Source organism: Pseudomonas sp. NPDC089401, assembly GCF_044749485.1.
Lineage (GTDB): Bacteria > Pseudomonadota > Gammaproteobacteria > Pseudomonadales > Pseudomonadaceae > Aquipseudomonas.
Genome location: NZ_JBIVIA010000003.1, coordinates 678,067 through 693,240 on the forward strand (window position 1 = coordinate 678,067; position 15,174 = coordinate 693,240).

A 15,174-nucleotide genomic window follows, 5' to 3' on the forward strand; every position below is an offset into this window, starting at 1 on the left:
TAGCCAGCACAACGTATCCCACCGAGGCTCTTTCCGTGCTGCAACGTCTGTTCTGCTCCCTGTCCCTGCTGACCCTGGCCATCTCCACCGCCCACGCCGCCGACGCGCTCGACACTCCGCGCCTGGCCGGCATGGACAACTTCCGCGACATCGCCGGCACCACCACGGCCTACAGCACCAGCCATGACGGCACGATGCGGGCCGGCGTGTTCTATCGCTCCAACGCCCTGACCCCGACTGCCGCCGACCTGGCCATCCTCAACGGCCTGGGCATCAGCGACGTGTTCGACCTGCGCACTGCCAGCGAGATCGCCACCACGCCCGACACCCTGCCGGCCGGCGCCACCTACACCAACATCGACATCATCGGCAGCACCACCTCGGGCTCGAACATCACCAACCTCAGCTTCACCAGCGCTGCCCAGGCGCGGGCGATGATGGAGGAAACCAACCGCGCCTTCGTCAGCGATGCCGGCATGCGCAGCCAGTTCACCGTACTGTTCAACGAACTGGCCAGCGCCGACGGCGCCGCGCTGTTCCATTGCACCGCCGGCAAGGACCGCACAGGCTGGACCGCCGCCGTGCTGCTGAGCATCGCCGGGGTCGACCAGGCGACCATCATGAGCAACTACCTGGCCACCAACGACTACACCGCCGCCCGCGTCGCTGCGACCCTGGCCGCCATGCCGGCGAGCATGGCCGAAATCTACGCACCATTGCTCGGCGTCGAGGCCAGCTACCTGCAGGCCGGCCTGGACGAAGTCACCGCCGAATACGGCAGCATGGACAACTACCTCAAGCAGGGCCTGGGCCTGTCGCAAGCGACCATTTACGTGCTGCGCGGCAAGATGGTCAGCTATGCCACGCTGCCGGGCGAGGCCGGCCTGCTGGGCAACGCCGCGGCCGGCGCACAGCTGCTGCGCCAGCTGCAGGAAAGTTCGCTGTCGGGCACCTACAGCGCCTACAACTACTACCTGCAGTCGGCCATCGATGCCGGCACCCTGGGCGGCGTCGAGTCGACCGTGGGTGGCCAGGTGCATGCCGACGCGGCCAGCTACCTGTTGCGCCAGGGCGCGATGATCGACCGCGCCGCTGCCCCCTTCGCCGATGGCGTCGACCTCAAGGTCGGCCAGTCGCGCCTGTGGAGCACCGCGCTGGCCGGCTACCTGGGCACCGACGGCTCGGCCCATGCGGCCAGCAGCAACGAGCACAGCCAGGGCTTGATGGTCGGCATGACCCAGCGCTTCTCCGAGCAGCTCAGCGGCCATGCCGGGTTCGGCTACAGCAATGGCAATGTCGGCGGCGCCGGCGGCGAGGCGGACACCGACCTGACCTTCCTCAGCCTGGGCGCGCGCTTCGCCCCGGGCAGCCTGGAACAAGGCCTGTTCATCGATGCCGAGGCCAATGCCGGCTGGCTCGACTATTCCAGCAAGCGTGAACTGGGCGGCGGCCTGGGCACGGCCAAGGGCGACAGCCACGGCACCCTGGCCGGTGGCAGCCTGGCGTTGGGTTACCGCCTGCCCACCGCGGGCATGGTGCTGGAGCCAAGCCTGGGCATCCGCGTCAGCCGTGTCGACTTGAACGGCTTTACCGAGAAAGGCAGCGAGCTGGCCTTGCAGGTGGATGACCTGAAGCAAACCCGCCGCGCCGCAGTGGCCAACCTCAAGGCGTCCTTCGCGCCGGTGGCGCTGGGTAGCTGGCAGTTGGTGCCCGGGGTCGAGGTCGGTTACGAGCATGCCCTGGGCAATCATCAGGTCGAGAGTGAAGGCCACCTGTTGGGGCTGGACGTCGAACAACGCGCGGCGTTCGACAACCGCGACCAGTTCACCGGGGGGGTAAACCTGATGGCCAACCTGGGGGCGCTGAGCGTGGGAGCCGAAGTGGCGGCCTTGGGGGGTGGCGATAGCCACGGGGTCAGCGGCAGCCTCAAGGCCAGCTACGCCTTCTGACGGTAGAGGGGGCCGCTGTGCGGCCCTTCGCGGGCAAGCCCGCTCCCACAGGATTCACAGCCCTTACGGCCCGTGTGGGAGCGGGCTTGCCCGCGAAGGGCTGCGCAGCAGCCCCGGTCTACTTGCGCCGGATCAGGGCCGGGCTGACACCAAAGGCCTGCTGGAAATACTGGCTGAACCGCCCGGCATTGCTGAACCCATGCTGCAAGGCCACCTCGGCCACCGACCCACCTTCCCCGCGCTCCAGCACCTGGCGCGCCTGCTCCAGCCGCACCTGTCTCTGGTATTCGCCAATCGACGTGCCGGCAAAACGCCGAAAGCCTTCCTGCAACGCCCGCAAGCTGACGTTGGCCAACCCCGCCAGCTCACTGCCGCTCACCAGCCTGGCCGGGTGCTCGCGCAGGTAGGCCATGGCCAGCTTCACATGCCGCGGGGCCAGCGCCGGCGTCGGGCTGCGCAAGGCTTCGCTGTAGTTGTGCGGCCAGGTTTCCAGCAGTGCGTCGACCAGCATCTCGCGCAGGCGCGTGGGCATCAGCAGGCCGCTGGCGAGCAGCTGATCGAATTCGGTCCCGGTGGCCAGTTCGAGCAAGGCGCGGATGCCCTGGAAGGTCGGCTGGTTGAGATCCACCACCGGGGCAAAGCGAATCGACGCCGTCAATGGCCGCCCCAGCAGGGTCGACAGGCGCTCGGCAAACAGCCCGCGGCGGATCGACATGCCGCACTGCGCATGGTTCTCGGCCATGCGCACCGAGCGGATGTCGAGCTTGTCGACGGCCAGGCCCACCTGGGCCCCGCCGATCAACTCGCCGCAGTGCTCGAAGATGATCTTGCCAGCGGTGGGCAGCACGAAGGTGATCTCGTCCTGCGGCGTGGGCAGGACGATACGGAAGTCGCCCTGGTAGTGCATGCGCCGCACGCTCATGCCGTCGAAACGCCCATAGACGCCACCGATGGCGATGCCCTCGCCCAACGGCGGCATGTCGGCGTAGAGGTTGCCGTACAGCTGGGTGAACAGCGCGGCGAATTCGTCGCTGCGCATGTCGCTGGAGCGGAGCAGGAACGGTTTGCGGGTCGTGCCGGTGTTCACCGTGTCGCACACCTTGTGCCACGAAAGGGGACCGGCACCCTAGCATGGGCACATGACAACGGCATGACGCCCCGCTTCAGCCCAGCCAACGCACCAGGGCAAAACCGGCGAAGGTCATCAGCAGCGAACCCAGCACATGCGCCGACACCGTCGCCGCAGCCCAGCCATAGCGGCCGTGCATGAGCATCGACAGGACTTCGGCGGAAAACGTCGAGAAGGTGGTCAGGCCGCCGCAGAAGCCGGTGGTGATCAGCAGGCGCCAGGCCGGATCGAGGTTGGGCCAGCGCATGAAGAAGGCCATGGCCCCACCGATGACGAAACCGCCGATCAGGTTGACCAGCAAGGTGCCGAAAGGCATGCCCGGGAACAGCGCGTTGAAGCGCAGGCCGAACCACCAGCGCAGTACGCAACCGGTGCTGCCACCGACGATCACGGACAGAAGGGAAAGGTACATCGGGAAACTCCACAAGGTATCGAGGGCCCTGTGGGTAAACGGCAGGCATGGCCTACGCGCCCTGTCACAGGGTGTGCGTAGGCATCATCAGCGCTAGGGCGGTTCGAGGAGGAATGCCATCTCCGGAAGCGGTGATGCTAATCGGCCACAACCGGTAATGCAAATATTCGATACTTCAAGGCCCGCTCGACCCTGTGGGCGTCTCAGCTCAAATCCAGGGCGCCGGTCAGGTCACCCAGCAATGCCTGCCCCCGCCCTGCCATGGCCCTGTCCCGGGACGCGAGCCCTTCGAGCTGCTCGAGGTCGAACACTCGGGTAATCAGGCGCAGGATCGAGGTGGTGTCGTACACCGTGTGGTCCACCGTGCCCTTGCGGGCGAACGGCGACACCACCAGCGCCGGGATTCGCGACCCCGGCCCGAAGCGGTCACCCTTGGGCGGCGCGACGTGGTCCCACCAGCCGCCGTTCTCGTCGACGGTGATCACCACCACCATGTTCGACCATTGCGGGCTTTCCATCAGGGTCTTGACGATGCGCTCGATGTGCCGGTCGCCGGAGGCCACATCGGCATAACCGGCGTGCAGGTTGAGGTTGCCCTGGGGCTTGTAGAAGGTCACCGCCGGCAGTCGGCCGGCAGCGGCGTCGGCAAGGAAGCGGTTGGTGCTCGGGTCTTCGCCCAGGCCACCGTCGCGCAGGCGCTTGCTGCGCTCTTCGGGGTGTTCCGGCCCGAGTGGCTGGAAGTAGTTGAACGGCTGGTGGTGGTACTGGAAGTTGGGGATCCTGGGAATGCTGCCCGAGTCCTTGAAGGCGTCCAGCGTGGCCTGCCAGCCACCGGCGTACCAGGCCCAGTCGATGTTGCGTTGGTTGAGCTTGTCGCCGATGTGTTCGTGGGTCTGGGGCACCAGCACGTTGGGCAGGTCGGGCTTGGAATAGTCCGGGCGCTCCGGGTCGCGCAGCCAGGTCGGCCAGTACGGCGGCGCCAGGGTGTTGACCGCATGGCCGTCGGGCGTGATGGCGCTGGGGCCGAACTGTGGCGGGCCGTCATGGGCCTTGTTGGGCGAACCGGCCAGGGGCTTGAGGCGGATGTCCAGCGGGTCGTCGCTCTGCAGCTGGGCGATCTGGCTGCGCGCCGGCGAATTGGCGGCGTCCGGGTAGAACGGCGCACGCCCCGCCACCAGGTACTGGTGGTTGAGGAACGAGCCACCAAAGGCGGCCTGGAAGAAGTTGTCGCACAACACGAACTGCCGGGCCAGGTCCCACAGGCGCAGGTTGTAGCGGGTCTGTGGGTAGTAGCCCATGGTCAGCGCGCCGGCGTCGGACCAGGCGGCGAAGCCGTCATTCTTGCCGCCATTGATCTGCAACTGGTTCTGGTAGAACACGTGCCAGAGGTCGCGGGTGACCAGGCCCAGGGGCAGGTCCTCGCCCTTGGGGCCCTTGAGCGCGAACGGCGCGTTGGGCAGTGCGGGCTGAAACTCGATGTCCTTGTCGTAGGTGATGCCATCGACGGTCTGCGGGCCGACCTGCAAGGTGCCGCCAAAGGTCGGCGGCAAGGTGTCGAACAGCGTGCCGTCGCGGTCGCGCTGGGCATAGGCGTCCTTGCCCAACTGGGCCAGCGGGCTCTGCAGGCCGGGGAAGTCGGCGAACAGGTTGTTGAAGCTGCGGTTCTCGGCGTAGATCACCACCACGCTCTTTACCTTGTCGCGCAGTGCCCGGTCCAGCGCGGCGCCGGTCGGTTGCGGGCGAACGGCATCGCTTGGCGAACTTTCGCCACGACCGCACGCCGCCAGGCCGGCACCCGCCCCCAGCAGCGCCAGGCCACTCAGGAAGCCGCGGCGCGAAGGGCCGCGGGCGGGTGGGTTATCGGTGTCCTGTTCGCTGTCGTGACCGGGTGCCTCGTGCATCGCCTGCTCCATTACCTGTGACAATTTATTTCGGCGCAGGCTAGCGATGACGCATGACAGTTTTATGGCTGTCGCCACGCACGGCGACCTAGCGGTTCACATCCACCACCAGGCGCCCACGCACCTGCCCTTGCAAGAGTTGAGAGGCGGCATCGATTGCGTCCTTCAGCCCGATCTCGCGGGTAATCAGCGCCAGATGCTCCTTTGACACTTCATGGACAAGCCGAGCCCAGGCCTCGACACGCCGTGCATAAGGCTGGGTCACGCTGTTGACCCCCAGCAGGCTCACACCACGCAGGATGAATGGCGCCACGCTCGCCGGCAGGTCCATGCCTTGCGCCAGGCCGCAGGCGGCGACGGCGCCCTCGGCGTGGGTAGCGGCACAGGCGTTGGCCAAGGTGTGGCTGCCGACCGAGTCGATTGCTGCAGCCCAACGTTCCTTGCCAAGCGCCCGACCTGGCGCCGAAAGCTCTGCACGGTCGATGACCGTTTCCGCCCCCAGATGCTTCAGGTAGTCGGTTTCATCCAACTTGCCCGTGGACGCGATGACCCTGTAGCCGAGGCCCGCCAGCAGGCTGATGGAAAAACTGCCCACGCCGCCACTGGCCCCCGTTACCAGCACCGGCCCGGCTTCCGGCGTAAGCCCGTGACGCTCAAGGGCCATCAGGCAGAGCATGGCGGTGTAGCCAGCCGTACCGATGGCCATGCTTTGGCGTTCATCCAGACCTTCTGGGTGGGGGATCAGCCACTCCCCTTTCAGCCGGGTCTTCTGGGCCAAGCCACCCCAGTGCTGCTCGCCCACGCCCCAGCCGTTCAACAGCACCCGGTCTCCCGCCTTGAAGGCAGGGTGAGCGCTGTGCTCCACGGTACCGGCGAGGTCGATGCCCGGCACCATGGGGAACTGCCGCACCACCGGGCTTTGGCCGGTGATGGCCAGCGCGTCCTTGAAGTTGAGGGTGCTGTAGGCGACCCGCACTGTCGCGTCCCCTTCGGGTAGGCGACTATCCTCCAGCTCAGTCAGACGCGCGTGGTAGTTCGAATCATCCTTCTCGACCAGGATTGCGTTGAACATGTTGCCCTCACTTTAGACTGGTTGTCTTTAAATAGGCCTGCGGAATCAGGTGACGATGCCAGCGAGAAAACCCTTGATGAAAATATCCAGCGGACGCGGCCCCTGTACCAGGCGCGCACGCAGCACGGCGCCCTCCCAACCGATCCAGAAAAAGGCGGCAAGGGCCTGGCAATCGGTTTGCGCTTCGATCTCTCCGGCTTCCACGGCGGCGTTCAGGCAGCCCAGCAATTGGTTTTCCCAATCGCACAACACGGCCTCCAGTTGCTGGCGGAAGCTGTCGGGCAATACCGAGACCTCCTGGCCGAGGTTGCCGACCAGGCAGCCCCGGCGGAACGCGTACTTCTCCATGCCAGCCTTGGCGTCTTCGACGAAATTGACCAGCCGTTGTAACGGCGTGACCTGCTCGTCGAGCAACCAGCGATCGAGCTTGCGCGCGAAATACTCCGCGTAACGTTGCAGCACCGCCTGGCCGAACGCTTCCTTGCTGTCGAAGTAGTGGTAGAACGACCCCTTGGGCACCTGGATGCGCTTGAGCACCGTGTCGATGCCGGTCGCCACGAAGCCTTGCTCAGTCAGCACCTCCATGCCGCAACGCAGCAGCAGTTCACGGGTTTCGAGGTGATCGCGGGCGATCTTGGGTGGGCGTCCTCGGCGGACAAGGGGTTTGCTGTCAGTCATGGCAGTTAATTTAGACTGATCGTTTTTAATGTCAACGGTGACCCGCCGCTGTCATGGTCGATCAATGCCCGCACATCGCACAACGGTTCGATAACCGCACAAATTCCGCCTTCCCCCCCTCTACTGTTGCCCTGTCTTGCGGCACGCTATAGCCCATATCAGCACACAACACCAAGCGCTGACCGCCAGCTCGTTTCACCACGCGGTGGCCAACAGACAATCCCCACTCCAGGAACAACCAGGAGCTCGCTTTGATCAATAAAACCTACGAGTCCATCGCCAGCGCGGTGGAAGGCATCAGCGACGGTTCGACCATCATGGTCGGTGGCTTCGGTACTGCCGGCATGCCCTCCGAGCTCATCGACGGCCTGATCGCCACCGGTGCCCGCGACCTGACCATCATCAGCAACAACGCCGGCAACGGCGAGATCGGCCTGGCGGCCCTGCTCAAGGCAGGCTGCGTGCGCAAGGTGGTCTGCTCGTTCCCGCGCCAGTCCGACTCCTACGTGTTCGACGAACTGTACCGCGCCGGCAAGATCGAGCTGGAAGTGGTACCGCAAGGCAACCTGGCCGAGCGCATCCGCGCCGCAGGCTCGGGCATCGGCGCGTTCTTCTCGCCGACCGGCTACGGCACCCTGCTGGCCGAAGGCAAGGAAACCCGCGAGATCGACGGCCGCATGTACGTGCTGGAAATGCCGCTGCACGCGGATGTCGCGCTGATCAAGGCGTACAAGGGTGACCGTTGGGGCAACCTGATCTACCGCAAGGCCGCGCGCAACTTCGGCCCGATCATGGCCATGGCCGCCAAGACCGCCATCGCCCAGGTCGACCAGATCGTCGAGCTCGGCGAGCTGGACCCGGAGCACATCATCACCCCGGGTATCTTCGTCCAGCGCGTGGTCGCCGTCTCCGGCACCGCCGCTTCTTCGATCGCCAACGCTGTCTGAGGCCTGCCATGACCATCACCAAAAAGCTCTCCCGCACCGAGATGGCCCAGCGCGTGGCCGCAGACATCCAGGAAGGCGCCTACGTCAACCTGGGCATCGGCGCACCGACCCTGGTGGCCAACTTCCTGGGCGACAAGGAAGTGTTCCTGCACAGCGAAAACGGCCTGCTGGGCATGGGCCCAAGCCCTGCACCGGGCGAGGAAGACGATGACCTGATCAACGCCGGCAAGCAGCACGTGACCCTGCTTACCGGCGGCGCCTTCTTCCACCACGCCGACTCGTTCTCGATGATGCGTGGCGGCCACCTGGACATCGCCGTGCTGGGCGCCTTCCAGGTGTCGGTCAAGGGCGACCTGGCCAACTGGCACACCGGCGCCGAGGGTTCGATCCCCGCCGTGGGCGGCGCCATGGACCTGGCCACCGGCGCGCGCCAGGTGTTCGTGATGATGGACCACCTGACCAAGTCCGGCGAAAGCAAGCTGGTGCCGGCGTGCACCTACCCGCTGACCGGCATCGGTTGCGTCAGCCGCATCTACACCGACCTTGCCGTGCTGGAAGTGACCTCCGATGGCCTGCGCGTGGTCGAGATCTGCGCCGACATCGACTTCGACGAGCTGCAGCGACTCAGTGGCGTGCCATTGATCCAGTGATCGGCTAGACCCCTCCCCTCAAGGCGGACGACTACACCACTCAGCGTGCTGTAGCCGTTCGCCTTGCCGGCGCTCCTGTCACCGTTCAGGCATGCGCCATGCCCAGGTCAGCCTGGGCTTTTCTTCCCTCAGCCTCCCGGGCTCCGACACCGATTGTGTGCGAGCCAGCAAAACCGCAAAGCATCGATTGACATCGCCACCTCAAGGAAAGAACATCTCGCCGCCTTTATGCGAAGGATTCCCATTATCAATACGATTTCTATTGGGAAACCAGGTGTTTCAACGAACAGGAGTCAATGGATGTCCGCTTGTTTGCCGTCTACCGCTACCAGCATTCGCCAGGCTTCACTGGCGCTCAGCCTCTCGGGCTCTCTGCTGGCGGCCAGCAGTGTCCACGCCGAGGCTGCCAGTTACAGCATCCCGGCAGAGCCACTGGCCACGACCCAGGATCAGGTGCCCCCAAGCCAGGGCGGCTCGATGGAGCTTTCCGCGACGACGGTATCCGGCGTGGGCCTGGGCGCCACCACTGAAGGCACCGGCAGTTACGCCACCGGCTCGGCCAATACCGCAACCGGGCTGCGTCTCTCGGCCCGTGAAACGCCGCAATCGGTCAGCGTGGTCACCCGCCAGCAGATCGAAGACCAGAACCTCAACAGCGTTACCCAGGTGCTCGAACAGACCCCGGGGGTCGTGGTCGACAGCATGGGCCCCGCAGGTAGTGATGCCAACCATATCTACGTGCGCGGCTTCGAGGTAGGCAGCATCCAGGTGGATGGCATCAACAGACCCGATACCTACGGTTTCAGGGACGACCTCGCCGACATGGTGTCCTACGACCGTGTAGAAGTAGTGCGCGGCGCCACGGGGCTGATGTCGGGTACGGGCGATCCCGGCGCGACAGTCAACTTGATTCGCAAGAAGCCAACGCTGGAAACGCAGCGCAAGCTGACACTCAAAGCGGGCTCCTGGGACGACTATCGCCAGGAACTGGACGTGTCCGGCAAGTTGTCCGATAGCGGTAATGTACGAGGCCGCTTCGTAGCGTCGAACAGCAACAGCCAAAGCTACGTCGACCGCCAGTCCCTGGACAAGCAAGCGTTCTACGGCGTGCTGGAATGGGACATCACTGACAGCACGATGCTGACAGTGGGCGGTGAATACCAGGAGATGGACAACGAAGGCGCCGGCAACCATGGTTTCCCGATGTACAACTCGGACGGTAGCCACTTCAGCCCTTCGCGCTCGTTCAACTCCGCCTCGGACTGGAGCTACCACAAGCGTCGCACCAAGACGCTGTTCACCACCCTGGAGCATCAGCTGGACAACGGCTGGCAGTTGAAACTCAATGCCGAGCACAGCCGCCGCAGCTATGACGACGCCTTTGCCACCGCAGCCAGCGGCACCGTCAACCCCGATGGCAGTGGCATCAGTACCTGGACCGGCCGCTGGGCAGGCGAGCCCCGGCAGACCTCGTTCGACCTGTCGGCCGCAGGCCCTTTCCAACTGTTTGCCCGCGAGCACCAGGCTTATCTCGGCGCCAGCCACTACAGGGCCTATTACCGTAACGCCGGTTACCCGCTGTGGTCGTTCCAGGACATCGACAACATCAACACCTGGGACGGCTCGCTGGCGATCCCGGACGCCATCCACACCAAGTCGTCGGAAGATGCCCTGGATGAAACCCAGGATGGCCTGGTCGCCTCGGTGCGCTGGAGCCTGGCCGACGACCTGTCGCTGATCACCGGGGCGCGGGTGATCGACTGGAAGCGCGATGAAAGCTCCACCACCCTGGCCACCGGCGAAACCAGCCGTACGTCGCGCAGCGAAAACGGGGTCGTCACGCCGTACCTGGGGCTGGTGTATGACCTCAATGAAAACTGGTCGGCCTATGCCAGCTACACCACCATCTTCAAGCCACAGAGCAACAAGGATGTCAGCGGCGCCTACCTCGATCCTCTGGAAGGGGTGAACTACGAGCTGGGCTTGAAGAGCGAGTTCTGGAACAAGCGCCTGACTACTGCATTCAGCGTTTTCGAGGTGCATCAGGACAACCTGGCAGTGGCCGATGGCAGCAACCTGGCGCCAGACGGCAACCAGGCCTACCGTGCCGAGTCGGGCACCAAGACGCGCGGTTTCGAGATGGAAATGGCCGGCGAGATCCTGCCCGACTGGCAGGTATCGGCCAGCTACACCTATGCCGTCAGCAAAGACGCCGATGGCGATCGCCTGAACACCGAAGTGCCGCGTGACACACTGAAGTTGTTCACCAGCTACCGTCTGCAGTCCCTGCCGCAGCTGAAGGTCGGTGGCGGCGTGCGCTGGCAGGGTCGCGAATACTACAAAGGCGCCGGGCCAAACGACGAGACCTTCACCCAGGATCCCTACAGCATTGTCGACCTGATGGCGCAATACGCCTTCACCCCACAAACCAGCGTATCGCTCAATCTCAACAACGTCTTCGACAAGACCTACTACACCGCCATCGGCTCACGTGGCTGGTATGGCACCCCACGCAGTGCCACTGCCACGCTGGTTTACGCGTTCTGACAAGGTTCCTTCGAGGTCAGGGTTCCCACGCACGGGCACCCTCCTCGCCCAGATCACACTGTGAGGACGTTTCCTTCACCGAATTTTCACGACCCGCCGGGCAGACTCAAACCATCCCTACGTGATAGACCTTGGCCCGCCTAGCAGCGGGCTTTCTTTTGCCTGCAATCATCCCTGCAACCTGCAACGCAGACCCCCTCTACGAACGCTACCTTGGTTGACCCCGCCCCTTCTCGTATCATCAGCCCTCCCCACCTGGAATGATCTTCGTGAAGCCGTCACCTGGAAGTGCCCCGCCGATCCCTGCTGTTAACGATGGCCCGAAGTGGGATGTCGGCGAAGCTGTCAGCCAGCTGTCATGGGACGACTTGCGGATCATCAAGACCCTGAGTGACTGCGGCAGCCGCGCCGACACCGCCAAACAGCTCGGCATCAATGTGTCCACGGTTTCGCGCCGGGTCAAACAGGTCGAGACGGTGCTCGGGGTCGCGCTGTTCGATCATCGCAAGGCCGGGTATCTGCTGACTGCCGAAGGTACCGAGTTGCGGGCGCTGGCCGAACGGGTCGAACTGGACATCGTCAGTGTCACCCGCAGGGTGTCCCGTGCCGGCCAGGGCCCGCTGGGGAAACTGCGGATCACCACCAGCGACTCGCTGCTGCTGTATTTCCTCACGCCGATCATCGCGGACTTCAAAGCCCTGAACAAAGGCATCACCCTTGAAGTGCTGGTCGGCAACCAGACCCTGAGCCTGGCCCGGGACGAGTCGGACATCGCGGTGCGAGCGACCTGCAAACCGGCCGATACCCTGGTGGGTCGCAAGCTTGCCAACATCGCATGGGCGCCGTATGGCAGCGCCAGGCAGGTGGCATGCGCCAACCCCTTCGCCGAGGGTCAGTCGTGGGTGTCCTACTCGGGGGGGCTTTGCGGCTTGAAGGCTACCCGTTACGTGGAGTGCCGCGTGCCCGCCCAGCACATCGCCTACCGCACCGATTCGGTGGCTGCGGCGAGCGCTGCCATTGCGGCCGGCCTCGGTTTCGGTTTTCTTCCCTGCATGCTGGGCGACATCACCCCTGGGTTGGTTCGCGTCGGCCCACTGGTGCAGGAGCTTCAGGATGAGCTGTGGCTGCTGACCCACCAGGACATCAGAAAGTCCTGGCGGGTGAAAGCGTTCATGACCTTCTGTGCGGCAGCCGTGGCCGACCTGAAACCGCTGGTGGAAGGCCAGCAGGCCCTCACGGCAGGTTAGGCGACAGCGGGCACACAGGTCACTGGGCCTGGGCGCCGATCACCGCCCTGCAGACGATCTCGATCAGCTGCGGCCGCTGGGCCAGCCGCGACACACCGATGATATTGCTGGCCGCCTGCGGGCGCTCTGTGCCATAGGCGGCCTTGCGCACCTTGCCGACCACGGCAAAGGCCGCGTCCATGTCCAGCACGTACAGCGTCTCTTCGACGACATCCTGCAGCGTGGCGCCATAAAGGGCGAGCAACTTGGCAATGTTGTCGTAGGAAACACGCATCTGTTCCCCCATCGACGAGAAATCGCTCGGTCGACCGTCAGCATCCAACGGCGCCGGGGCTACCAGGTAGCCCTCTTCGTCGTGGTTGAACTGGCCCGAGACGAAGATCTCGTTGCCGACCCGCCGCGCCTGCGGATAGCCGTAGCTTTCTTCCCAGGGAACGCCCCAGTAGGCGGTGTCGTCGTTGAAAGGTCGTGAAGCGGCCATTGGATTCCCCAGGCGAATGACGGATCGGTGTGATCCGAGTGGCCTGGATGCTAGCACCGCTTCCCACCTGGCCAAGGGTGCATTAATGCGCCTGCAGCAGCGCAAAAGTGCGCCACCGCTGCGCTGAAAGTTTGGTTACCTTTTGCTGGCACTCGGCGACAACCCGCCGCAGATACTCTCGCCACCGTTCAACAAAAGGGAAGAACAATGAGCAATCCACACACTGAAGTCCTGACCCCGCTCAACAGCCAGGTGATCTTCATCGATCAGCAGCCGCAGATGGCGTTCGGCGTCCAGAGCATTGACCGGCAGACGCTCAAGAACAACACCGTAGGCCTGGCTAAAGCAGCCAGGATCTTCAATGTGCCCACCCTCTTCACTACGGTCGAAACCGAGAGTTTCTCCGGCCATACCTATCCCGAACTGCTCGCGGTCTTCCCTGACGCTCCGTTGCTCGAGCGCACCTCCATGAACTCCTGGGATGATCAGAAAGTTCGCGACGCGCTGAAGAAGAACGGTCGCAACAAGATCATCGTTTCGGGCCTGTGGACCGAGGTCTGCAACACCACCTTCGCACTGTCGGCCATGCACGATGCCGGCTATGAGATCTACATGGTTGCCGACGCTTCCGGCGGCACGACCAAGGAGGCTCACGACTACGCCATGCAGCGCATGATCCAGGCAGGGGTGGTGCCGGTGACGTGGCAACAGGTGCTGCTGGAGTGGCAGCGCGACTGGAAGAACCGCGACACCTACGATGCCGTGATGGAGCTGGTCAAGGAACACTCGGGCGCCTATGGCATGGGCGTCGACTACGCCTACACCATGGTGCACAAAGCGCCTGAGCGCGTGCAGCACGGTCCCACCCTGGCGCCGGTGGCGGCATCGGCCTGAAGCCCTGCGCACCCCTTGGTTGCTCGCTTGCTGGAGCCTCTCATGAGGCTCCAGCGGTCATCGCTGCCCGGGTCAGGCTCATTGAAGGTTTCTGGATGAAAGGATTGCCATGAACAGTGCTCACGCCGTGGTCTTGACCTCGGTCGAATTTCGCTCGACGGGGCGGCTCAAGCCCTGGCAGGTCACTACTGCAAAGCAAATGATGCTGGATCGCCTGGACACCGGCGTAGCGGTAACCGAACTCGCCGAAGCCTGCGCCCTTTCGCGCAGTCATTTCACCCGTATGTTCAAAGTCAGCACACGGGTATCGCCACAACAGTGGTTACGACAGCAGCGGCTGAGCAAGAGCAAGGAACTGCTGCAAGCATCGACGATGATGCTTGCCGAGATCGCCCTGGCGTGCGGTTTTTACGATCAGTCACATTTCTGCCGAGCGTTCATGAGATCCCAAGGGATGACGCCTCAGGCATGGCGGCAACGGGCATTCCACTGAATGCGGTGAGGCTGGCCTGGCAAAGCCATGTCGCTGACAGGCAACGGCAGGCCGGGTTAACGCGTTGAGAAATGGACTACAAGGGAGGGAAAAACTTTGAGTTTTCGTAGTAGCCAGAAACGAAAAAAGGCCCCTAAGGGCCTTATTTCTTGCCCTACCGAAATACTTCGATAAGGGCCAGCTCAATCCAACGCCGATATGTGCGTTACCCGCTCCCAAGGCTCAAACTGCCAGCGCTCTCTGGCGTAGCTCGCTGTTGAGGATGCGATCGTTCTCGCTGTAGTCGACCGGGCAATCGATCACATGCACCCCGGGGTTGGAAATGCAGTGGTCGAGCAACGGCAGCAAACCATCGGCGCTTTCCACGCGATAGCCGTTGGCGCCATAGGCTTCGGCGTACTTGACGAAGTCCGGGTTGCCGTAGTCCAGGCCGAAGTCGGTGAAGCCCATGTTGGCCTGCTTCCAGCGGATCATGCCGTAGCCGTCGTCACGCAGGATCACCACGGTGATGTGCATGCCAAGGCGTACTGCGGTTTCCAGCTCCTGGCTGTTCATCATGAAGCCGCCGTCGCCGCACACCGAGATCACCGGGCGGTCCGGGTACACCAGGTGCGCCGCCATGGCCGATGGCAGGCCGGCGCCCATGGTCGCCAGGGCGTTGTCCAGCAGCACGGTGTTGGGCTTGTGGGCCTTGTAGTTGCGGGCGAACCAGATCTTGTAGATGCCGTTGTCCAGGGCGACGATGCCTTCGGACGGCAGCACGCGGCGGATGTC

At 64.1% G+C, this 15,174-nt stretch carries 14 protein-coding genes and 1 riboswitch; of the genes, 7 read left to right on the plus strand and 7 right to left on the minus strand.

Annotated elements, in window-relative coordinates; genetic code table 11:
- The first annotated feature begins 35 nt into the window (after positions 1–35).
- Positions 36–1,949 (plus strand): tyrosine-protein phosphatase, encoded by a 1,914-nt coding sequence (locus tag ACIP21_RS10455; RefSeq protein WP_400687067.1) that lies wholly within the window; start codon positions 36–38, stop codon positions 1,947–1,949.
- 118 nt (positions 1,950–2,067) lie between these two features.
- Here ACIP21_RS10455 and ACIP21_RS10460 read toward each other — a convergent pair whose 3' ends face one another.
- The 5 genes from ACIP21_RS10460 to ACIP21_RS10480 form a co-directional block, all read right to left on the minus strand.
- A complete protein-coding gene (locus ACIP21_RS10460) occupies positions 2,068–3,036 on the minus strand; it encodes an AraC family transcriptional regulator (RefSeq protein ID WP_400687069.1) in 969 nt (322 codons plus the stop codon).
- Positions 3,037–3,112: 76 nt separating this feature from the next.
- Positions 3,113–3,490 (minus strand): fluoride efflux transporter CrcB, encoded by a 378-nt coding sequence (gene crcB / locus ACIP21_RS10465; RefSeq protein ID WP_400687071.1) that lies wholly within the window; start codon positions 3,488–3,490, stop codon positions 3,113–3,115.
- Between the two features lie 71 nt (positions 3,491–3,561).
- Positions 3,562–3,623, minus strand: a riboswitch (Fluoride riboswitch).
- A 70-nt stretch (positions 3,624–3,693) separates the two neighbouring features.
- Entirely contained in the window at positions 3,694–5,391 is a 1,698-nt protein-coding gene (gene acpA / locus ACIP21_RS10470; protein ID WP_400687072.1) for an acid phosphatase, read from the minus strand.
- Positions 5,392–5,479: 88 nt separating this feature from the next.
- Complete coding sequence (locus tag ACIP21_RS10475; RefSeq protein WP_400687074.1) at positions 5,480–6,463, minus strand: MDR family oxidoreductase; 984 nt, start codon at positions 6,461–6,463, stop codon at positions 5,480–5,482.
- A gap of 45 nt (positions 6,464–6,508) precedes the next feature.
- Entirely contained in the window at positions 6,509–7,141 is a 633-nt protein-coding gene (locus ACIP21_RS10480; protein ID WP_400687076.1) for a TetR/AcrR family transcriptional regulator, read from the minus strand.
- Between the two features lie 251 nt (positions 7,142–7,392).
- Between ACIP21_RS10480 and ACIP21_RS10485 the strand changes: the two genes are divergently transcribed.
- The 4 genes from ACIP21_RS10485 (at position 7,393) to ACIP21_RS10500 (ending at position 12,532) form a co-directional block, all read left to right on the plus strand.
- The gene (locus ACIP21_RS10485) at positions 7,393–8,088 is read left to right on the plus strand and encodes a 3-oxoacid CoA-transferase subunit A (RefSeq protein ID WP_400687078.1); all 696 of its coding nucleotides are present in this window, start codon (positions 7,393–7,395) and stop codon (positions 8,086–8,088) included.
- Between the two features lie 8 nt (positions 8,089–8,096).
- Positions 8,097–8,738 carry a 3-oxoacid CoA-transferase subunit B gene (locus ACIP21_RS10490; protein ID WP_400687080.1) on the plus strand — a complete coding sequence of 214 codons (642 nt, stop codon included), beginning with the start codon at positions 8,097–8,099 and terminating at the stop codon, positions 8,736–8,738.
- Between the two features lie 300 nt (positions 8,739–9,038).
- The gene (locus tag ACIP21_RS10495; protein ID WP_400687082.1) at positions 9,039–11,285 is read left to right on the plus strand and encodes a TonB-dependent siderophore receptor; all 2,247 of its coding nucleotides are present in this window, start codon (positions 9,039–9,041) and stop codon (positions 11,283–11,285) included.
- 260 nt (positions 11,286–11,545) lie between these two features.
- The gene (locus ACIP21_RS10500; RefSeq protein ID WP_400687083.1) at positions 11,546–12,532 is read left to right on the plus strand and encodes a LysR family transcriptional regulator; all 987 of its coding nucleotides are present in this window, start codon (positions 11,546–11,548) and stop codon (positions 12,530–12,532) included.
- Positions 12,533–12,551: 19 nt separating this feature from the next.
- Here ACIP21_RS10500 and ACIP21_RS10505 read toward each other — a convergent pair whose 3' ends face one another.
- Positions 12,552–13,013, minus strand: a complete 462-nt coding sequence (locus ACIP21_RS10505) for a RidA family protein (protein ID WP_400687085.1) — start codon at positions 13,011–13,013, stop codon at positions 12,552–12,554.
- 207 nt (positions 13,014–13,220) lie between these two features.
- Here ACIP21_RS10505 and ACIP21_RS10510 point away from each other — a divergent pair, with 207 nt between their 5' ends.
- Positions 13,221–13,907, plus strand: coding sequence for a hydrolase (locus tag ACIP21_RS10510; RefSeq protein ID WP_400687087.1), 687 nt, complete (start codon positions 13,221–13,223; stop codon positions 13,905–13,907).
- Positions 13,908–14,016: 109 nt separating this feature from the next.
- Positions 14,017–14,400 (plus strand): helix-turn-helix domain-containing protein, encoded by a 384-nt coding sequence (locus tag ACIP21_RS10515; RefSeq protein WP_400687089.1) that lies wholly within the window; start codon positions 14,017–14,019, stop codon positions 14,398–14,400.
- A 222-nt stretch (positions 14,401–14,622) separates the two neighbouring features.
- On the opposite strand, the gene ACIP21_RS10520 is transcribed toward ACIP21_RS10515, so the two are convergent.
- On the minus strand, positions 14,623–15,174 hold a 552-nt coding region (locus ACIP21_RS10520), incomplete at its 5' end, for a thiamine pyrophosphate-dependent enzyme (protein WP_400687091.1).